Origin of the sequence: Herbaspirillum sp. Sphag64 (assembly GCF_014192645.1) — a bacterium.
Lineage (GTDB): Bacteria > Pseudomonadota > Gammaproteobacteria > Burkholderiales > Burkholderiaceae_D > Herbaspirillum.
The window spans coordinates 20,057-40,777 of the sequence record NZ_JACHYE010000002.1 but is presented as its reverse complement, the minus strand read 5'-3'; the positions used below and the strand labels follow the sequence as shown (position 1 = coordinate 40,777).

Genomic DNA, 20,721 nt, shown 5'->3' with positions numbered 1-20,721 from the left:
ATTTCCCGCTGCAGAAATAATTTACATTGATGCCGATGAGCACTCCACGATGCCCAAACGGCAGGTACGATTGCGAGACAGTTTCCAGGATTAAATGCAGATTTTTGAGGGAAAAACAAAGAAAGTGTTGACCGAATTCAGCAAGGGGGATATTATCTCGCTTCTCGGAGTGTAGCGCAGCCCGGTAGCGCACCTGGTTTGGGACCAGGGGGTCCAAGGTTCGAATCCTTGTACTCCGACCACAATTTGTCGGGCTGTCGAAAGACAGCCCGTTTTCACTTCCGCAGAGGGGGTCAGGCAAGTAAGCAGTATGATTGTCTGACTGACCGAACTGCCCTTAGCTCAACCGGATAGAGCAATGGCCTTCTAAGCCATAGGTTAGGGGTTCGATTCCCTTAGGGCAGGCCAGTTAAGCGGCTGACCTTGAGGTGAGCTGAGGATGTGAAGAAGTAGAGCAGTACCGGTTTTTCGGAGTGTAGCGCAGCCCGGTAGCGCACCTGGTTTGGGACCAGGGGGTCCAAGGTTCGAATCCTTGTACTCCGACCAGAATAAAGCGAGATCACCATCAGGTGGTCTCGCTTTTTCTTTTGGTGCTTCTGCTATTGACAGAGGCAGAGCAGGCGGGGAATCCAGCCGTTTTTCTTTTAGGATGCAGGCCCACATAGTCGTGCTGTTCGCATGGTGTTGTAGCGTTGGCTGGACGCTGTTCCACTGGCAGAGCCGTGTAGGCCTACCCTCGATTTAGAATTGCTCCCAGGAGGTATTACTATCTCCGGCAAGTGCTGGTACCAAGCCGTGCGATGGCGATGCGGCGTGGCGGACCTTTGCGATTGCTGGTGCGCTGACTGCTTTAAAGGTTGTCTTTTTAGTGCTTGCCTGAGCAGACTTCTTCGTCGTTGCATTTGCTGTTGCTGCAGTCCCATGCTGAGGCTGTTGACTGTTATCGAGTTTGAACACGGCGACTGCTTGCTCAAGATGCTTCGCCTGCTCCTGCAGAGATTGCGATGCCGCGGCAGCCTCTTCAACCAATGCTGCGTTTTGCTGGGTCACTTCGTCCATCTGGGTGATGGCTTGGTTGACTTGCTCGATACCGTCACTTTGTTCGCTGCTGGCGGCGGTGATTTCACTGACGACATCGGTCACCCGGCGAACACTGTTGACGACCTGTTCCATCGTTGAACCTGCTTGCGCGACCAATTTGCTGCCAGCCTCGACATTGTTGACGGACTCATCAATCAATTCTTTGATTTCCTTGGCAGCAGCTGCAGAGCGCTGGGCCAGCGTGCGTACCTCGGAGGCAACCACGGCAAAACCGCGACCTTGCTCGCCGGCCCGAGCGGCTTCTACTGCAGCATTGAGCGCAAGAATGTTGGTCTGAAATGCGATGCCGTCAATGACGCTGATGATTTCGACAATCTTGCGTGCAGAGGTATTGATTGCATCCATCGTTGTAACAACCTGACTGACGACTTCACCACCTTCTCCAGCTACCGTCGAGGCCGACATTGCCAACTGATTTGCCTGGCGCGCATTATCTGCGTTTTGCTTCACGGTGGAGGTCAGCTCTTCCATGGCGGATGCGGTCTCTTCCAGCGATCCTGCCTGTGCCTCAGTGCGTGAAGACAGGTCCAGATTGCCCGAAGCAATCTCACTGGAGGCAGTGGCAATTGTGCTGACGCTGTTGCGGACATCGCCCACGATATTGCTGAGGCTACTATTCATTTGACTGAGGGCTTTCATCAGCACGCCAACTTCATCATTAGAATTGGTTGGGATGGTTTGAGTCAGATCTCCCTCTGCGATGGCTTGAGTGACTGCTACTGCTTCATTCAGTGAACCCGAGATTTTTCGCGCTAATGAGAGAGCGACGAAAGTGATGATGGCTATCACGAAGATACTTACTCCGATGGTCATGGCGTTCGCTGTTGCTACTGTTTTGTTGGCATCATCAGCACCGGTCCTTCCAAGCTCTTCGTTATATTTCTTGTGCTCGCGCAGGGCATTCATCATTGCATCGACAGTCGCTTGCGCGTTAATCATTGCATTGATCGCGTCGTCTTGTTTTCCAGCTACGGCAAAACCCATCAGCTTCTGACGATAAATTTCGTATGCATCAAAAGTTTCTCGATCTTTTTTCAGAAATTCTCGATCCTTGTCATCGCTGAGGTCATCTTTCTCGTACTTATCGAAAGCGGCGATGACCTTGTCATGGGCATTTGCCATCTTTTTTTCTGCCCCACCCCTAACTGTGGGGCTCGGATCAGATATGAATTTCCAAATGGCTACACGAATGGAGTACGTGTTTTCCAATGCATCATCAATGTCGTGCAGGCTTGGCACTGTGTTGACCGTGGCATAACTAGCAGCAGTATTGACGCGATTGATTTGGGCAATGCTTATACCTGTCAGCACGATGAGGCCGACAACAACACAAGCAAGTAACAGATAGAGCTTTTTGGCGATGGTCATCCTCGTCTCCTTAAAGGTAAATGGCGCACTAATTGGCTGGTAAATCTCGGTATCTGAATCATACATCCAAATAAATGAAAAAATCAACAAAACCATTGATAAGTGTTAAAAAATATCTTATAGTTATAAAATTTAACAAAATATTGCAAAAATAAATTTTCATGGTATTTGGTTGTTATTTTTGTAATTTTTATGTCATCTGTATCTCGAATCTATTCTGTGGTGGATAGGTCAATACGCTGGTTGTATTAGTTATGTTGAATTGGGTCACTGATTCAGCGCCGTCAGTGGATAGAGGGCAGGGTAATCGTGCCGATTCTAGGTCTTTGAGACCAATGCGCTTGTCGTTGCGAGAGGCGCAATTCTTTGGGGCGGCGGGGCTGACATAGCCTCGGAAGTAATCGGAAGGGGGTGTAATTACTGAAGGAAGAAAAGAAAACGGGGCTCTAACCGTAGTGCCCCGTTTATGGATGCGCGAGCGTCAGTCGCTACGCGGCCAGCATCGTGTTACTTGACTTCAGTAATGAAGTTCTCGCGGCTGCGACGTACCTTCTTCAGGTCGACCAGCCAGTCACCTTCAGTGGCACGATAGCCGAGTGGCACAATCACGACACTACGCAGATTCTTCGCCTTCAATCCCAGAATCTCATCGACTGCAGCAGGATCAAAGCCTTCCATTGGCGTGGCATCCACGTCTTCAAAAGCGGCAGCGATCAGGGCTGAGCCCAGTGCAATATAGGCCTGCTTGGCGGCGCTCTGGAAGTTTTCTTCCTTGCTGCGGGCACCGACGATGCCGAGCAGCTTCTGACGATAAGCTTCCCAGCCTTCGTTGGTAAAACCGCGTACTTCATTGGTCAGATCGAACATCTTGTTCACGCGCTCTGGGGTGATGTCATCCCAGGCAGCAAAGACCAGCAGGTGCGAAGCATCGGTAATTTGTGCCTGATCCCAGCCGACGGCGCGGATCTTGGCACGCAGTTCGGCATTGGTAACGACCAGCAGCTCAAACGGCTGCAGGCCGCTGGAGGTTGGGGTCAGGCGAATTGCTTCGAGAATGCGCTCGAGCTTGTCATGCGGGACTGCTTTGGCGGCGTCGAATTTTTTGGTCGCATAGCGCCAGTTCAATTTGGAAATAAGGCTTGTCATTGACTACTCCATTACGTTCAGGTCATGTTGAGAAAAGACACACGGCCAGCTTCATGCCATGCACCGAAGGTGAGCACCCTCGGGCAGCCTGTTGCGTCTGTCCGTATAATCCGATTGAAGTTAACTTGAAGGTCAAGAAGAAAATGAAAATCGGTGAATTGGCGCAGAGAACCGGCGTTGCCGCCTCTGCCATCCGCTTTTATGAAAAGCAGGGATTACTCGGTGCGGCCAATCGTGCCGCCAATGGTTATCGTATTTATGACGAGTACACCGTGCAACGCCTGAACATCCTGCGCATGGTGCAAAAACTCGGGTTTTCACTGGACATGATACGCAACGTGATCTTGCAGGATGGCGCTTGTTCCAAGGCGCGTACGGTGGAACAGATCAACATCCGGCTGGAAGAAATTGATCAGCTCGAAGCCAGTCTGGCAGCCCAGCGTGCTGAACTGCAGGACTTGCGTCGGGTCCTGGAGGAAAGTATCCGCTCCGGCATTGACCTTTCATGCACCGATGCGACATCGACTGCTGCAACGGCGCCGGTGTATCAAACTAGCCAACGGCATCACGAAATGAATGTTCGCTGATTAAAATTGTTCCCAGGAATCATTATCGTCAGCAGTGGCGGTAGCAAGCTTGCGTTCTGGCGCTTTTGGCGCCAACTCACGTGAGCTCGCTGTAATCGCTGGTGGTGGAGTCGCTGCTTTGCCGGCATCTGCGCTGCCATCGTGCTTTACTGAAGACGGGCGCGCAGGGTGTTTGACGGGCGTCTTGGCACGGCTTGCGTGGTGTTGCACGCCAGCGCTGCTGTGGCCGCTATGGCTATTATTCTCAAGCCGGAAAATATCGATCGCCTTTTCCAATGTCTCCGCCTGATCCTGTAAGGATTTGGAGGCTGCTGCGGCTTGCTCCACCAGCGCCGCATTTTGTTGTGTCGCTTCATCCATGAGCGTAATGGCCTGATTGATCTGGCCGATCCCATTACTCTGTTCGGCGCTGGCAGCGCTGATTTCGCCCACGACATCGGTCACATGTTTGACACTGGAGACCACCTGTTCCATGGTGGTACCTGCTTGCGCTACCAGTTTACTGCCGTCTTCCACCTTGTGTACTGAATCGTCAATCAAGCCTTTGATCTCCTTGGCGGCGGCTGCCGAGCGTTGTGCCAGGCTGCGTACTTCCGACGCTACCACTGCAAAGCCGCGTCCTTGTTCGCCAGCGCGGGCTGCTTCCACTGCGGCGTTCAATGCCAGGATATTGGTCTGGAAGGCGATACCGTCAATCACGCTGATGATGTCGACGATCTTGCGGGAAGAGGCATTGATGGCATCCATGGTCACAATCACTTGATTGACCACATCGCCACCTTCACTGGCGACGCCGGACGCAGAAACCGCCAGTTGGTTGGCCTGACGCGCGTTATCGGCGTTCTGGGTCACGGTGGAAGTCAGTTCTTCCATGGCAGAAGCAGTCTCTTCCAGGGAGCCGGCCTGTTGCTCGGTGCGGGACGACAGGTCCATATTGCCGGAGGCAATTTCATTGGAGGCTGTGGCGATGGTATTGACGCTGGTGCGCACTTCGCCGACGATTTTGCGCAAGCTGGTGATCATGCTATCGATCGCCTGCATCAACTTGCCAAACTCGTCATTCGAATCGGTGCCGACATGCATAGTCAAATCACCACCGGCAACTGCTTTGGTGACTTCCACTGCTTCGAGTAGCGAGCGCACGATCCTGCGTGCCAGTAGCACACCAGTGATGGCGACAATCACAATCACCAGCAGACTCACACTGATGGAAATCGTGTTCGCAAAATTGATCGTTTCGGTGGCAGCCTCGGCGCCTTGCTGACCAAGTTTCTCGTTGTAACTGAGGTGCTCGCCAAATGCCTTTTCCATCTTTGCTACGGTGTCAGCGCCATTGGCCATGAGCTTTCTGGCTTCATCAATGGATCCCGCATCGGCGAGCGTCTGGGCCTTTTCGCGCATTTTCTCGTACTCGGCGAAAGTCGCTTTCTCTGCTTCAAGCATGCCCTTGTCTGTGTCGTCGGAGAGATCGTCTTTCTCGTACTTTGCCAACGCAGCGACAACCTTTTCGTGACTTTCGCTCATGGTTTTATCGATGGAGGCTTTCTCACTGGCACTGGGATCGGCGAGATAACGCCAGATCAGTACCCTGATGGTCGCCAGATGTTTAGTGGCAACGCCAAGATCCAGCAGGCTTGGTACGGTGTTGACCGTCGAGTAGCTGGCCGCAGTATTGACCTTGTTCAGTTCAAAGACGCTCAGCCCGGTGACCAGAATGAAGCCAATTACTACGGAAGAAATCAGGAGGTAAAGCTTTCTTGCTATCGTCATGTTCATCTCCGGTTGTTGCCAGGCCTCCAGCCTGTCTTTAGTTGACATCCACTAGACCGAACCAATCAATGAAACTTGAATAACGCGTTAACGTGCGATGTTGTCTTTACTCGCAAATTTTTAAGCAGGTTTTTTATTTCTTTTTATTAATGTTTTGATAAAAGCCGTTGGTGTAGCTTAGCAAAGTGCGGGCCTTGCGTTGCACCTAGTCGATAAAAAACTTCTCGGCATGTTGCGTTTTGGTATTTTGTCGTTTGTGCACGACGTTTATGCCTGGCGGGTGGGCTGAAAAAAAAGCACCGCGCCTTGCTGGTCGCGGTGCTTCGGGTTGTTGTTGCTATTTTTCTACTGTTGTTGCCGTACTACGCTGATGCTCGTGCCGGAGAGGATTCCATGGGCATCTACGCGCTGTTCACATTCAGAACTGTTCCCACGAGAGATTATCGTCAGTCATCACGGTCGAGATGGTCGAGATGGGCTTGCGCTCGATTGCCTTTGCTGATTTTGCTCGGGCAACGGCGGTCGATTTTGTGTTTGTGCTCGCTTTGCTTGCTGTATTGCTTGATGCACTATTTATTACTGTATCGACGTTACTGATGTTGCCGGTGCTACGGCTGCCACCTTCAAGTTTGAAGATTGAGACGGTCTTTTCCAGGCCAAGCGCCTGATCCTGCAGGGACTTGGCTGCAGCAGCGGCTTGCTCGACCAGTGCTGCGTTTTGCTGAGTCGACTCGTCCATCAGTGCAACTGCCTGATTGATCTGGCCAATTCCGTTGCTTTGTTCAGCGCTGGCAGCGCTGATTTCTGCCACGACATCGGTCACACGTTTGACGCTGGAGACCACTTGTTCCATCGTGGCACCTGCTTGTGCCACCAGCTTGCTGCCATCTTCGGCCTTGCTGACCGAGTCATCGATAAGGGTCTTGATTTCCTTGGCCGCAGCGGCCGAGCGTTGTGCCAGGCTGCGCACTTCAGAGGCGACCACGGCAAAGCCGCGTCCTTGTTCACCGGCACGTGCTGCTTCGACCGCAGCGTTGAGCGCCAGAATGTTGGTCTGGAAGGCGATCCCATCGATGACGCTGATGATGTCGACAATTTTGCGTGACGATTCGTTGATTTCATCCATGGTGGTAATCACCTGGCTGACTACTTGGCCGCCTTCGGTTGCCACCTCGGAGGCTGACACAGCGAGCTGATTTGCCTGGCGTGCATTGTCCGCATTTTGCTTGACCGTCGAGGTCAGTTCTTCCATGGCGGAGGCCGTTTCTTCCAGCGAGCCAGCTTGTTGTTCCGTGCGGGATGACAGATCCATATTGCCGGCGGCGATTTCGTTGGAGGCGGTGGCAATCGTGTTTACACTGTTACGCACATCGCCGACGATGGTAATCAGGCTGGTGCTCATGCTATCGATGGCAGTCATCAACTGGCCGACTTCGTCTTTAGAGGTAGCTTTCACGTGGGTGGTCAAATCACCAGCGGCAACCGCCTTGGTGACTTCGATTGCTTTCAGCAATGAAGTGACGATCTTGCGAGCAATCATCAGACCCATGAGCACTACTACGCCAATGATCAGCAAGCTTAATATCGTCGCGGTTGTATTGGCGAAATGCATGGTCTCTGCTGCAGAAACTGCCGCATCTTTACCAAGTTTTTCGTTGTACTGTTTGTGTTCCATGAACGCCTTTGCCATCGTATCGACAGTGTGCTGACCTTTACGCATCTCCGCGGTAGCGGCAGCACCACCGCCAGCTGTCATGGCGGCCATGACTGCTTCACGTTCTTTTTCATAGGCGGAAAATGTGTCGCGATCTGCCTGCAGCATGGCGCGGTCCGTATCGTCGGAGAGGTCTTCTTTCTGATATTTATCGAGCGCTGCAATGACTGCATCATGTCGTTCGTGCATGGATTTTTCCAGCGCGGCTTTTTCATCGGCGGGAGGGTTGTCTAGATACTTCCACAGTGCCAGGCGGATCGAGGACCCGTTCTCGATGGCGGTGTCCAGATCGAGAATGCTCGGCACCGTATTGACGGTCGAGTAACTGGCGGTGTCATAAACCTTGCCGAGCTCGTACATGCTCATGCCGGTGAGAATGATCAAGCCCAAGACGACAGAGGCGATCAAGAGGTAAAGCTTTCTTGCAATAGTCATTTGCATCTCCGTTTGTTACTTGTTTGCGGTCACGTTATGGGGGAACTCAATTCATGAGGGAATAATATCAAATAAATCAAAAAAAACAAATAAAACATTTAAATTAATTTATTTGTTGTTATTTTGGTTCAATTGTTTTTTGTTAAATGTCGCGAATAAAAATTTCTTACATGGCAAGGCGTTCATCGACCCGACGCGGGCGCGCCAGGAACGTTGAGATGCAAGCAATCGGGAGTGGGTTGGTGAGACAGAGTGCCGACCTCGCCGCAAGCGAGTGGCAGAGCAGGTAGCCGGAGCACTGCGGTGACGATGGCAATGCACATCATGCCGACCAGTGATGGGCATGTCATGGCCCTCTATAGGCAGGGCTGAACTTGGAAAGCTGTTGAGTCAATTCTTTTCCCAGGCTTCCAGCCGCAGATGCTTGTCAACGGCCCAGCAACCCCAGAGCATCAATACATCCAGTAAAGCGATGCCGACACTGGTGAAATGAAGTGTGGTGTGCATGATGCCCATCCTGTAGTCAATGTTTGCGATCAATCAGTCCGTCTTTGGCACCGCGACCAGCGTTGCCTGATATGCGGCATATCTAGGTGATGACGTCTTACTGAGTATATGGATGCTTGTCGCGAGCCTGTATCAGGTAATTCCTGAGGATTCCTGTCGTCAACAGGCGCTGCTTTTGTCTCAAACATATTCTTCGTGTTATAGTTTATATACTATAGGGGGGTAGGGTATGTCGCATCTAAGTAGTAACAAGGACAGCTTATTGAAGCGGGTAAAACGTATCCAGGGACAGTTGCAGGCCATTGAGCGTGCGTTGGAAGCCGATGCCGACTGCGCGCAAACCTTACATCTGGTCGCTGCCACGCGTGGCGCCATGAATGGGCTGACTGATGAAATCATTGAAGCCCATGCCCGCAGCCATGTCGCCGCCCCGGACCTGACCGATGATGAACGGTCGCAGGGGCTGGAAGAACTGCTGGCTGCCATTCGGCGCTATGCCAAATAACTCCCGCTAACCTCCATTTGACGAAAACTGACAGAACGCACACATGAACAACAAGAATCTGCCCCAGCCATGGGCGCATGAACACGTCTTTCTTGGCAAGGCACATGACGACAGTGCACGGCGCACGCTGTGGGTGCTGCTGCTGACGCTGGCGATGATGGTGGCGGAAATCCTGGTCGGTTACCTGACCGGTTCCATGGCGCTGCTGGCCGATGGCTTTCATATGGCCACGCATGCCGGGGTGCTGGCGATTGCTACGCTGGCATACCGCTTTGCGCGGCGCCACGCGCATGATCCGCATTATAGTTTTGGTACCGGCAAGGTCGGTGATCTGGCCGGGTTTGCGTCGGCGTTGTTATTGGGTGTGGTTGCCATCGGTATTGCTGTTGAGTCCCTGATGCGGCTGGTCGCGCCAGTGCAGATTGCCTTCGATCAGGCGCTCTGGATTGCGGTGCTGGGGCTGGTGGTCAATCTGCTAAGTGCCTGGCTGCTGGCCGGTGCGATGGGCGGGCATCATCACGACCATCATGATCACGATCACCGCGATCATCAGCATCACCACCATGGTCATCACCACGACAATAATTTCCGCTCAGCGTACGTACATATTTTGGCCGACGCCTTGATTTCGGTGCTGGCGATTATTGCCTTGTTAGCCGGCCGCTACTTGGGGTTAAGCTGGCTTGATCCGCTCATGGGACTGGTTGGCGCTTATGTCATTGCGCGCTGGGCGGTGGCGTTGATCAGGAATACTGCCCGGATGCTGCTTGATACCACCGATGCGCCGGTAGCCACTGAGATCCGCGCCAGGCTGGACGAGTTTGCCGGATTGCAGTTGACCGATCTGCATGTCTGGAAAGTCGGCCCGCAGGCGTGTGCTGCCATCGTCAGTGTCGTGGTGCCGACAGGCATCTCCGTACAGCAGATTCGCACCCACCTGACCGGGATTCACGATCTGGAGCATCTGAGCGTGGAAGTCGCATAATCCCAAATTGAGGTCCTGTCCCTGAAGGCGTTGTCAGGGGACAGAAAAGCCCTTGTCCCGAAATACCTGTCGGGCGTCCTCCTGTTGCAGAAACCGGATGAACTGTGCCGCACCAGCATGGTCGCGTACGTTGGCACCTATCGTCACAGCATAAGTCGTCAACTTTTGCAGCCCGGCAGGGAGTGGCCCGACCAGGGTGACGCCCGGTACCGGCAGAATCTCCGTAATCTGCTGCACACCCAATTCAATCTCGCCGCGTGCTACCGGCTCCACGACGAAGCCTGTCTGACCCAGGATGGTTTTTGCGCGAACCTGATCGGCAATGCCGAGTTGTTCCAGAACCGTAGCGAAGTACTTGCCGCTGGTGCCATTGCGGGGATCAATATAGGTAAGGCTGCGCGCGTTGAGCAGGCTCTTGCGCAAAGCCTCTGGCGTGCTGATATCCGGTAACGGTGCACCCGCCTTGACGGCAAGGCCAATGCCGACACTTCCCAACGCAGCGCTGCTGCCGGCAAGCGCCCAGTGATGCTCCTCCACTTCTGTCATGACATCTTGCGTCACGATCAACACATCCGGCGTACCACCGGCAGCCAACCGTTGCAGTAATACACCGACTGGTGCGTAATCAGCCACGATGGTGGTGCCGGTTTGCTGCTCGTAGCGATTGACCAGTTCCGCCACCGCCTTTTGTGCCGCCCCGGCACTCCATAAGCGCAGTTCTGCTGCATTGGCCTGGGTGATTGCAGTACTGGCGGTGAGCACCAACGCAAGCAGCAAAAGTAGATAACGGGCAATACAATGCCAGCGCGCGATACCCATGGTACGCATGATGTTTTCCCTGAAAGCGTGGTTTGCGTGCATCGGCCGATGACGCATGGCGTTCTATTATTCCTGAAAAGCCGCCACTCTGTTGCGACCGGCAGCCTTGGCCTGATACAAGGCCTTATCGGCGTTGGAAAACAGCATATTGCAGTTCTGCTGCGGGTCGCCGGAGATTTCTGCCACGCCGCTGGAGAAAGTGTACGAAAAGCCGGGCGCGATGCTATCGATCCGTTCTGCCGCCAGCGCAGTCGTAATGCGCTGTAGCACCGGAAGCGCCTCGTCGAGCATGGTTTCAGGCAGCAGCACACAGAATTCTTCACCACCGACACGGCCCAGCACATCGCCCGTGCGCAGATGCGATTGCACAAAGCGGGCGAAGTGCTTGAGCACGTCATCACCTGAGGCATGACCGTATTGATCGTTGATATTCTTGAAATGATCCAGATCCAGAATGGCCAGACATAACGGCCGGTTGTAGCGCTGTGCCCGGATATATTCCTCACGCAGCCGACCCAAGAGATAGCGGCGGTTAGGAATATTGGTCAGTTCATCTGTTTGTGCCAGATGCTTGATTTCACTGAGCGCTTCGGTCAGCTTTTTTTCGGTCTGCTTCTGCAGCGTGATGTCAGCACAATGGGTCACGATATAGCCAGAGTTGTAAATCTGCTCACTGACCAACAGCCAGGTACCGTCCACCATATCGCTTTCAAAGCGCCGGAATGGCTTGGAGCGATACACGCTGTGCACGTGATCGAGCCAGTCTTGCAGGCAGTCATCCTCAATATTGACGCCACCGCGATTGTTAAACATCCATGCCATCCACTGATCAACATGCCAGCCGATAATCGATATCTCGTCGAGGCCGAACATCCTGGCAAAGGCCTGATTGTGAAACACGAAAATATCCTGTGGGTCAAACACCGCAATGCCGTTCTCCGACAGTGTGATATGAGTAAGGATGACTTCCGTCAGAACGTCTGTCGGATCTTTTTGCAAGGTGCTCATGGCTGATCCATTCGGTGGCGTTATTGTGTGGACTGATCTCCAAGACTATTACCGCTATTGTCTGCCGCGTGGTGAATTGATGATAGCGCCGATAAACTCCCGTGTGGGAACAATTGTGTGATCGCCGTACCGGTTGCACGAACCGTCACTACCCACAACTTGCTTGATGGATAATTCGCATTTTAACCTTGTAGTTTTCCTCGCTTTTATAGAGACAGGATCGACATGCAACTCCACGAACTGACGTGTTTTGGCGAACATCCAGGCGACGGTAACCCTGCCTGCGTGATCGAAGGTAACCATGCTTCTCAGGCAGAGCGTGCCATCTTCACGCGTGAACGTAATATGACTTGTGTCTTTCTGGATGTCAGGGATGCTGCATCGGGAGCGATCCGTCTGGATTATTTTTATCCCCACATGCGCAGTCCTTTATGCTTGCATGCCACGCTGGCAGCGGCATATGTACTGATGACGCGCAGTCAGTCATCTGCGCCACTGGTTGTTAGCACGGCATGGCATGGTCAGCCCTTGATCCTGTCGCGACAGGATGAGGATTTCTTTGTGCAGGTTCAGCGCCAGACGCCGCCAGCAGACTTGCCAGCAGCTCAGCTGAGCGCTGAGCAGGTACAGCGCCTGCTCGCTGCACCAGCGTTACGCTTGCAGTCAATTCCCGTGGTGGCTTCGGTTGGCAGCCCCAAGCTGTTGATCGAAGTTGCCAACCGTGATTGCCTGTACCAGCTGCAGCCGGATCTAGCGCTAATTACGGCGTGGGGCCGGGAACACGGTGTCAATGGATGCTATGTCTTCTGTCGTCTACCGGATGGACGCTTTGAAGGACGCAATTTCAATCACCTCGATCCGGCACAGGAAGACAGCGCCACCGGTGTCGCAGCTGGTGCCTTAAGCGTCGCGTTGGGACACGGACTGAGCTTGCTGCAAGGACAAGCGACTGGACGCGCTTGTCTGATCCGTACTCTCGTTGATGGTGATGTTGTGCAGATTGGCGGCAGGGTAGAGTGCTGACCCGACAGTATGACTTGATGTGTTGCAGCCGTATCCGATTTCTGCAAACATGCACCTGCATCACGTATAAAAATACCTACAAGCCAACTCTCAGGGAGGAAACATCATGGGGTCATTCGCCCGCTTATCCATCATTTCCGCTGTTGCGTTCACCGCTGGTCTGGCTGTTTCGCCATGGCTGCAGCGTGCTTTGCCAGATGCCCATGCGCAAGGCGTGCTGGCACCGGCAGTCTATGATCTGGCCGCCATGCAGGCAGTCGATCTATCGCCAACGCCGTTCCCGGAGCTGCGCAACAAGACCCTGGTCACTACCGACAACGCCACCATTGCGCTGCAGATTGGCAACGTCAACAAGCACTACCATGCCAAGTCTGACGAGATTCAATACATTATCGAAGGCAGCGGCCAGATGTGGTTCGGTAACGAGCGCCATGAGATCAAACCGGGCATGCTCATTGTCATTCCCAAGGGCACCGCACACTCGGGAACCATCGTTACCAGCGGTCCGATCAAGACCATTGCGATCAAGATTCCACCACAGCAAAACGGCGATACCGTTTTTGTTGATTAACGCTGGTGGTGCCCTGATGCGGTCTGAGCAGAACAGGCTGCGTCAGGGCAGCAGTACCTGCAACTCTTGCGCACCACGCAATAGCACCGGCAAAAACTCCTCTTCCATCTGACGCCGACTGACCCGGCTGGCCTGTGCGCCCACATTGAGCGCCGCCAGTACCGTGCCTGACGCCCCACGTACTGGTACGGCAATCGAGCGCAGGCCGACTTCCAGCTCTTCATCAATGAGCGCAAAGCCAGCTTCTCTGATCTCGATCAGAATGTCGCGCAAGCGCTTTTGCGAGACGATGGTCTTCTCTGTCATCGCGCGCAGTTTGATCCTGGCGAAATAGTCATCAAGCTCGGCGTCAGGCAGATGCGCCAGCATGACTCTGCCAAGCGAGGTGCAATAGGCAGGCAAGCGACTACCGGTATTGAGCGCCACCGACATCACTCGCCCGGCTGCAGAGCGAGAAATATAAAGAATTTCCGTGTCATCGAGCACCGCCAGCGAGCAAGATTCATTGAGCTGGCGCGTGATGTTGTTCAGACAAGGTTGTGCCGACACCGTCAAGGGTGTCGACGACAGATACGAGTAGCCAAGCGTCAACACCTTGGGCCGTAGCGAAAAGTTGTTCAACTCCGCATCGACATATCCCAATTGCTTGAGCGTATACAAGCAACGTCGCACCGCCGCGCGCGGGATACCGGTCTTCTGGCTGATCTGGGCAATCGTCAACGGCCGCCGCGAATCGCTGAACGCACGCACCACTGCAAGGCCACGTGCCAGCGAGGTCATGAAGCTGGGATCGGTCAGGGCATCGATTTCCTCGGCGATGGTCAGTGCAGGCGCGGGTGTTGTGGACATAAATGGGTATCGGTTGTTGTTGTAATCAATGCAATCATCAATGGCTGTTCGGTCATCGCACAACCTTTGTGGCCACGTATTGACGCCAGGATGGCGACATCGCTAGACTCATTTGTGTGCGGTAGACAAACATTGGTTCGATTATCGCACAAACCTAGAGCGTGTAAGCCATGTCGCCACCAACAAGAACATGCCGACATCCTGACTGGAACTGTGCGTCGTTACAGACAAGCACAGACAAGCACAGACCGTCACAGGCACCATCGGAGACAAGATTCTTTGCCGCTCACCGCAAGCGCAGCCAGTCACTGCGATGACCATTGCGGCAATCCACTGACCTGACGTCTGAAAGAGACTTACCGTGATCGATAAAACCATAGACTCTCTGGAGCAAGCCGTTGCTGATATCCATGATGGCGCGACTGTCATGATCGGCGGCTTTGGCAACGCCGGCATGCCGGCGGCGCTGATTGATGCACTCATCGCGCAAGGTGCGCGTGAGCTGACCATCGTCAACAACAACGCCGGCAACGGCGACACCGGACTGGCCGCTTTGCTCAAGGCCGGTCGGGTGCGCAAGATCATCTGTTCCTTCCCGCGCCAAAGCGACTCCTACGTCTTTGATGCGCTGTACCGCGCTGGCGAGATTGAGCTGGAGCTGACACCGCAAGGCAATCTGGCTGAGCGTATTCGCGCCGCTGGTGCTGGCATCGGTGGCTTTTTCTCGCCCACCGGCTACGGCACCATGCTGGCTGAAGGCAAGGAAACCCGTCTTATCAATGGCCGCCACTATGTGCTGGAGTCGCCGATTCATGCTGATTTCGCGCTAATCAAGGCCTTGCGTGGCGACCGCTGGGGCAATCTGGTGTATCGCAAAACTGCCCGTAACTTCGGACCGATCATGGCGATGGCTGCCAAATGTACGATTGCCCAGGTCAGTGAAGTGGTGCCGCTGGGCGAGCTTGATCCGGAAGCCATCGTTACCCCAGGCATCTTTGTCCAACGCATCGTACCAACCGCCACGCCAGTGCAGGAGACCAAATAATGAACCGTTTTACCCGCGACCAGATGGCCGCCCGCGTGGCCCAGGATATCCCCGAAGGTGCCTATGTCAACCTCGGCATTGGCTTGCCTACCAAGGTTGCCAACTACCTGCCCAAGGACAAGGAAATCTTCCTCCAAAGTGAAAACGGCCTGCTTGGCATGGGCCCCGCGCCAGCGCCCGGCGAAGAAGATGAAGACCTCATCAATGCTGGTAAACAGCCCGTCACCTTGCTCACCGGCGGTGCGTACTTCCACCATGCGGACTCCTTTGCGATGATGCGTGGCGGCCATCTCGACTTCTGTGTTCTCGGTGCATTCCAGGTGTCGGCCACCGGCGATCTCGCCAACTGGCATACCGGCGCTCCTGATGCGATCCCTGCCGTTGGCGGTGCCATGGATCTGGCTAGTGGTGCCAAGCAAGTGTTTGTAATGATGGAGCATCAGACCAAAACCGGCGAAAGCAAGATCGTCTCGCAATGCAGCTATCCGCTCACTGGCATTGGCTGCGTCAACCGCATCTACACGGATCTGGCCGTGCTCGACGTCAGCAAGGATGGTCTGGTCGTGCTGGAAATTGTCGAAGGCTTGTCCTTTGAAGAATTGCAGAAGCTGACCGACGCGCCGCTGCGCCGCGCTGTTTGATCTACTTATTCCATTCGCGCACCGTGAACCCTTAACTTTCAGAGAATGCCATGAACGAAGTCTTTATCTGTGATGCTATCCGCACTCCCATTGGCCGCTACGGTGGCGCGCTCAAGGACGTACGTGCCGACGACCTCGGTGCCGTCCCCCTGCGCGCGCTGATCCAGCGTAACCCTGACGTCGACTGGACTGCCGTCGACGATGTCATCTACGGCTGTGCCAATCAGGCTGGCGAAGACAATCGCAACGTCGCTCGCATGTCGTCGCTGTTGGCTGGCTTGCCGCAGTCCGTGCCAGGCAGCACGATTAACCGCCTGTGTGGCTCCGGGATGGATGCCGTTGGCACCGCCGCCCGTGCCATCAAGGCTGGCGAAGCGCGCCTGATGATTGCCGGTGGGGTCGAATCCATGACCCGCGCCCCATTTGTGATGGGCAAGGCTGACAGCGCCTTCTCCCGCGTCGCAGGCTTGCAGGACACCACGATCGGGTGGCGCTTCATCAACCCGCAGATGAAAGCTCAGTATGGTGTTGATGCGATGCCTGAAACTGCGGAAAACGTCGCCGACGACTACCATATCAGCCGACTCGATCAGGATAAGTTCGCCGTTGCCAGTCAGGCCAAAGCCGCTACTGCACAAGCCAACGGGACGCTGGCGCAGGAAATCACACCAGTGATCGTGCCGCAAAAGAAGGGCGAGCCCATCACGGTCACACAGGACGAACATCCCCGTGCCACCAGCCTGGAAGCGCTGGCCAAGCTCAAAGCCGTGGTGCGTGCCGACGGCAGTATTACTGCCGGCAACGCCTCCGGCGTCAATGATGGTGCCTGTGCCTTGTTGCTGGCCAATGCCGAGGCAGCAAAACAATATGGCTTGACGCCACGCGCGCGCATCGTTGGTATGGCCACCGCTGGCGTGGCGCCACGCGTGATGGGCATCGGCCCGGTACCGGCAACCCAAAAGCTGCTCAAGCAACTGGGCATGACGATGGAACAAATGGATGTGATCGAGCTCAATGAAGCCTTTGCCGCACAAGGTCTGGCTGTCTTGCGTGGCCTCGGTGTGGCAGACGACGATGCGCGGGTGAACCCCAATGGCGGCGCGATTGCGCTCGGCCATCCTCTGGGCATGAGTGGCGCGCGCCTGGTCACCACGGCCATGTATCAGCTGCATCGCACTGGCGGTCGCTACGCACTGTGCACGATGTGCATCGGTGTCGGTCAAGGCATTGCAATCGTGATTGAACGGGTCTGATAGCGGGTATGCTTCCCGGTTATATCGGCAGGGAAGGTGCTACTGGCACCAGTGGTGTCAGTAGCGGCATGACGATAGATTGATTACGGCCTCGCCACTGCGGGCTTGCGCGCCATCTCGATAAAGGTGCGCAGATAGTCAATGTCCAGATCGGCTTCACGCACACCCAGAAAAATCTGTTTGGCGATACCGTCACGACCCAGCCGCAACGGCACCACGTCAATTTTGTCAGCGTATTCCTCCGCCAACCAGCGCGGCAGCGCCGCAACACCACGACCGCTGGCCACCATCTGCAGCATGATGTCGGTGGTCTCAATGGTTTTATGGCGCTTGGGAGTAATACCGGCTGGCATCAGAAACAGATTATAAATATCCAGCCGGTCGATCGCCACCGGATAGGTGATCAGTACCTCTCGCGACAATTGCTGTGGCTTCACAAAGCGCTCCTGCGCCAGCGCATGGTCACGCGCTACCACCAGCACCTGCTCATAATCGAACACAGGTTCAAAGTGCAGGCCTGGTTTAAACAGCGGATCGGGTGTAACCAGCAAGTCGATCTCATACGCAAACAAGGCGCCGATGCCGCCGAACTGAAATTTCTGCTTTACATCCACATCCACGTCCGGGCAAGCCGCCAGATACGGCGACACAATCTTCAGCAACCATTGGTAACAGGGATGGCACTCCATGCCAATACGCAACGTACCACGCTCACCCTGGGCAAACTGGCGTAGTTTGTCTTCGGCCAGCGTCAATTGCGGCAGCACGCGGTTTGCCACCGCCAGTAGATATTGCCCGGCCTGCGTCAAACGCAGGTTACGGCCTTCACGCAGCCAGATGGCGGTGCCCAGTTGCTGCTCCAGCTTCTTCATGCTGTGGCTCAGTGCCGATTGCGTCACGCACAGCACATTGGCGGCACCGGTCAGCGAGCCTTGCTTTTCGACTTCCTGTACAACGGCGAGATGGATACGTTCCAGCATAGTGATTGTTAATGAGTAAAATTCATGGATAATTGAAATAATACCATTTTACTTCATGGATTGTGACCTCTACCATCCGCTCATTCTTGATGATTTCACTGTAAGGAGCGGACCATGACCACCATTCACAACCTCGGCTTTCCCCGTATCGGCGCCAAGCGCGAACTCAAGTTTGCGCTGGAGTCTTACTGGAGGAGTGAAACTTCACGCGATGCACTCAAACAGACTGGTGCTGCGTTACGTCAACGCCACTGGAACAATCAGGCCGGTCTTGATCTGGTGCCGGTGGGCGACTTCGCGTTCTACGATCAGGTGCTCGACATGAGCTTCACATTAGGGAACTTACCCGAGCGTGTGCGCGGTTTCCATGGCGATGCGCTGGATAATTACTTCCGCGTTGCCCGTGGCCGCTCGGCCCATGGCAGCGATGATCACAGCGCCTGCTGCGATGGTGTAGCGGCCGGCGAAATGACCAAATGGTTCGACACCAATTACCACTACATCGTCCCGGAGTTCACGGCAGCAAGCACCTTCACGCTCGACAATACGCGCCTGCTGGCACAACTGGCAGAAGCCAGGGCCCACTCGGTAAACACCAAGCCCGTCATCATCGGCCCGGTGACCTATCTGGCATTGGGCAAGGCCAAAGATGACTCGGACAAGCTGGCCTTGCTGCCGCGTTTGCTCCCGGTCTACGCACAATTGCTCGCCGATCTGGCGGCACAGGGTGTGGAGTGGGTTCAGATTGACGAACCTATTCTGGTCACTGAGCTCGACGCCAGCTGGCAACAGGCTTTTCGCACTGCCTACGCAGCGCTCAAAGACAGCGGTGTCAAGTTGCTGCTTGCGACCTATTTTGGTCAGCTACTTGAAAACCGTGCACTGCTGGCGCAATTGCCGGTCGCCGGTGTCCACATCGACGCCATCAATGGCCGCCATGATGTACAGCCACTGCTCGACTTGTTGCCGGCCCAAACGATCATCTCGCTAGGCGTCATCAATGGCCGCAATATCTGGAAGACCGACCTCAACGCCGCACTGCAATGGCTGACCCCGATCGCAAGACGCCTTGGTGAACGGCTCTGGATTGCACCATCGTGCTCATTGCTGCATGTCCCGGTTGATCTCAACAGCGAGCAAAAGCTGGATGAAGAAACCAGATCCTGGCTGGCCTTTGCCTTGCAAAAGCTCGATGAACTCCGACTGCTCGGCCGTGCCCTGCGCGAAGGGGCTGATGCCGTCAAGACTGAACTGGCCGCCAATCAGGCGGCCTTGAGTGCACGTCGAGGCTCGCCACGCGTCAACAACCGGGCGGTACAGAGCGCGATTGCCAACATCAATGCCAAGCATGGGCAGCGTCACAGCAACTACCAGCAACGCGCGGCTAAACAAGCTGCTTTGTTGAAATTGCCAGCGTATCCGACGACGACCATCGGCTCCTTCCCGCAAACAGCGGAAATCCGTCACGCCCGCAGCGAGTTCAAGGCCGGACGTCTCGATATCACTGGTTACCAGCAAGCCATGCGCGCAGAAATTGAACGCAGCGTCCGCGAGCAGGAAGCGCTGGGATTGGATGTGCTGGTACACGGCGAAGCCGAGCGCAATGACATGGTTGAATATTTTGGCGAGCAATTGCAGGGCTATGCTTTTAGCCAGTTCGGCTGGGTCCAGTCGTATGGCTCGCGCTGTGTCAAACCGCCAATCCTGTTTGGTGACATCAGTCGTCCCGCTGCGATGACGGTCGATTGGATCACCTACGCCCAGTCACTGACCAGCAAGCCCATGAAAGGCATGCTGACTGGCCCGGTTACCATCCTCAACTGGTCCTTTGTTCGCGATGATCAACCGCGTTCGGTCTCCTGCAAACAGCTGGCGCTGGCGATCCGCGAAGAAGTACAGGATCTCGAAAAGGCCGGCGTACGCGTTATCCAGATTGACGAGGCGGCGCTGCGTGAAGGACTGCCGCTGCGTAAGTCGCAATGGAAGGAATATCTGAACTGGGCGGTCGAATCGTTCCGCATTACCGCCAATGGCGTCGCCGATGAAACCCAGATTCACACCCACATGTGTTATTCGGAGTTCAACGACATCATCGCCTCGATTGCCGACATGGATGCCGACGTCATCACGATCGAAACCTCGCGCTCGGACATGGAGTTGCTGGACGCCTTTGACCACTTCAACTATCCCAACGAGATCGGGCCCGGCGTCTACGACATTCACTCGCCCAATATTCCGACGCAGGAACACATTGTGCAACTGATGCAAAAAGCCGCTGAACGGATTCCCGCCGAGCGGCTGTGGGTGAACCCCGATTGCGGACTGAAGACTCGCCAATGGGCCGAGGTGATTCCGGCCTTGCATAATATGGTGGCCGCTGCCCGGACCTTGCGCGCGGCAGCTTGATGGTGGGA

The 20,721-nt window shown here is 54.9% G+C and carries 17 protein-coding genes and 3 tRNA genes; 12 read left to right on the top strand and 8 right to left on the bottom strand.

Going from position 1 to position 20,721, the window contains the following annotated elements; translation table 11 throughout:
* Window positions 1-165 precede the first annotated feature (165 nt).
* The 3 genes from FHW66_RS05190 (at window position 166) to FHW66_RS05180 (ending at window position 546) form a co-directional block, all read left to right on the top strand.
* Window positions 166-242: transfer RNA gene (locus FHW66_RS05190), tRNA-Pro, on the top strand.
* An 89-nt stretch (window positions 243-331) separates the two neighbouring features.
* Window positions 332-408 (top strand) — tRNA-Arg (locus FHW66_RS05185).
* 61 nt (window positions 409-469) lie between these two features.
* Window positions 470-546 (top strand) — tRNA-Pro (locus tag FHW66_RS05180).
* Between the two features lie 195 nt (window positions 547-741).
* Here FHW66_RS05180 and FHW66_RS05175 read toward each other — a convergent pair.
* Both FHW66_RS05175 and FHW66_RS05170 read right to left on the bottom strand, forming a co-directional pair.
* Window positions 742-2,469, bottom strand: a complete 1,728-nt coding sequence (locus tag FHW66_RS05175) for a methyl-accepting chemotaxis protein (protein WP_183378709.1) — start codon at window positions 2,467-2,469, stop codon at window positions 742-744.
* Window positions 2,470-2,976: 507 nt separating this feature from the next.
* A complete protein-coding gene (locus FHW66_RS05170; protein WP_183378708.1) occupies window positions 2,977-3,615 on the bottom strand; it encodes an NAD(P)H-dependent oxidoreductase in 639 nt (212 codons plus the stop codon).
* A 143-nt stretch (window positions 3,616-3,758) separates the two neighbouring features.
* Between FHW66_RS05170 and FHW66_RS05165 the strand changes: the two genes are divergently transcribed.
* A complete protein-coding gene (locus tag FHW66_RS05165) occupies window positions 3,759-4,202 on the top strand; it encodes a MerR family transcriptional regulator (protein ID WP_183378707.1) in 444 nt (147 codons plus the stop codon).
* Here the strand turns inward: FHW66_RS05165 and FHW66_RS05160 are convergent, their stop codons facing one another.
* Window positions 4,203-5,972, bottom strand: a complete 1,770-nt coding sequence (locus tag FHW66_RS05160) for a methyl-accepting chemotaxis protein (protein ID WP_183378706.1) — start codon at window positions 5,970-5,972, stop codon at window positions 4,203-4,205.
* 418 nt (window positions 5,973-6,390) lie between these two features.
* On the bottom strand, window positions 6,391-8,121 hold the full coding sequence (locus FHW66_RS05155; RefSeq protein WP_183378705.1) for a methyl-accepting chemotaxis protein: 1,731 nt from the start codon (window positions 8,119-8,121) through the stop codon (window positions 6,391-6,393).
* Between the two features lie 736 nt (window positions 8,122-8,857).
* Here FHW66_RS05155 and FHW66_RS05150 point away from each other — a divergent pair.
* Together FHW66_RS05150 and dmeF are read left to right on the top strand one after the other, a co-directional pair.
* Window positions 8,858-9,133 carry a metal/formaldehyde-sensitive transcriptional repressor gene (locus tag FHW66_RS05150; protein ID WP_183378704.1) on the top strand — a complete coding sequence of 92 codons (276 nt, stop codon included), beginning with the start codon at window positions 8,858-8,860 and terminating at the stop codon, window positions 9,131-9,133.
* A gap of 43 nt (window positions 9,134-9,176) precedes the next feature.
* Window positions 9,177-10,118: a CDF family Co(II)/Ni(II) efflux transporter DmeF gene (gene dmeF, locus FHW66_RS05145; RefSeq protein WP_183378703.1), complete on the top strand. Its 942-nt coding sequence runs from the start codon at window positions 9,177-9,179 to the stop codon at window positions 10,116-10,118.
* A 33-nt stretch (window positions 10,119-10,151) separates the two neighbouring features.
* Here the strand turns inward: dmeF and FHW66_RS05140 are convergent, their stop codons facing one another.
* A complete protein-coding gene (locus FHW66_RS05140; protein WP_183378702.1) occupies window positions 10,152-10,946 on the bottom strand; it encodes a substrate-binding domain-containing protein in 795 nt (264 codons plus the stop codon).
* Between the two features lie 57 nt (window positions 10,947-11,003).
* Window positions 11,004-11,945 carry a sensor domain-containing diguanylate cyclase gene (locus FHW66_RS05135; protein ID WP_183378701.1) on the bottom strand — a complete coding sequence of 314 codons (942 nt, stop codon included), beginning with the start codon at window positions 11,943-11,945 and terminating at the stop codon, window positions 11,004-11,006.
* A gap of 225 nt (window positions 11,946-12,170) precedes the next feature.
* Between FHW66_RS05135 and FHW66_RS05130 the strand changes: the two genes are divergently transcribed.
* Both FHW66_RS05130 and FHW66_RS05125 read left to right on the top strand, forming a co-directional pair.
* A complete protein-coding gene (locus FHW66_RS05130) occupies window positions 12,171-12,968 on the top strand; it encodes a PhzF family phenazine biosynthesis protein (protein ID WP_183378700.1) in 798 nt (265 codons plus the stop codon).
* A 106-nt stretch (window positions 12,969-13,074) separates the two neighbouring features.
* The gene (locus FHW66_RS05125) at window positions 13,075-13,539 is read left to right on the top strand and encodes a cupin domain-containing protein (RefSeq protein ID WP_183378699.1); all 465 of its coding nucleotides are present in this window, start codon (window positions 13,075-13,077) and stop codon (window positions 13,537-13,539) included.
* Window positions 13,540-13,581: 42 nt separating this feature from the next.
* Here the strand turns inward: FHW66_RS05125 and FHW66_RS05120 are convergent, their stop codons facing one another.
* Complete coding sequence (locus FHW66_RS05120; RefSeq protein WP_183378698.1) at window positions 13,582-14,388, bottom strand: IclR family transcriptional regulator C-terminal domain-containing protein; 807 nt, start codon at window positions 14,386-14,388, stop codon at window positions 13,582-13,584.
* A 361-nt stretch (window positions 14,389-14,749) separates the two neighbouring features.
* Between FHW66_RS05120 and FHW66_RS05115 the strand changes: the two genes are divergently transcribed.
* Genes FHW66_RS05115 through pcaF form a run of 3 tightly spaced genes read left to right on the top strand, consistent with a single transcriptional unit; the run spans window position 14,750 to window position 17,327 of the window.
* Entirely contained in the window at window positions 14,750-15,433 is a 684-nt protein-coding gene (locus tag FHW66_RS05115) for a 3-oxoacid CoA-transferase subunit A (RefSeq protein ID WP_183378697.1), read from the top strand.
* Entirely contained in the window at window positions 15,433-16,074 is a 642-nt protein-coding gene (locus tag FHW66_RS05110; RefSeq protein WP_183378696.1) for a CoA transferase subunit B, read from the top strand. The genes FHW66_RS05115 and FHW66_RS05110 overlap by 1 nt, the downstream gene beginning before the upstream one ends.
* Window positions 16,075-16,124: 50 nt before the next feature.
* Window positions 16,125-17,327, top strand: a complete 1,203-nt coding sequence (pcaF, locus tag FHW66_RS05105; RefSeq protein ID WP_183378695.1) for a 3-oxoadipyl-CoA thiolase — start codon at window positions 16,125-16,127, stop codon at window positions 17,325-17,327.
* Between the two features lie 83 nt (window positions 17,328-17,410).
* Here pcaF and FHW66_RS05100 read toward each other — a convergent pair whose 3' ends face one another.
* Window positions 17,411-18,307 carry a LysR family transcriptional regulator gene (locus FHW66_RS05100; protein ID WP_183378694.1) on the bottom strand — a complete coding sequence of 299 codons (897 nt, stop codon included), beginning with the start codon at window positions 18,305-18,307 and terminating at the stop codon, window positions 17,411-17,413.
* A gap of 114 nt (window positions 18,308-18,421) precedes the next feature.
* Between FHW66_RS05100 and metE the strand changes: the two genes are divergently transcribed.
* Window positions 18,422-20,713: a 5-methyltetrahydropteroyltriglutamate--homocysteine S-methyltransferase gene (gene metE / locus FHW66_RS05095; RefSeq protein WP_183378693.1), complete on the top strand. Its 2,292-nt coding sequence runs from the start codon at window positions 18,422-18,424 to the stop codon at window positions 20,711-20,713.
* Window positions 20,714-20,721 lie beyond the last annotated feature (8 nt).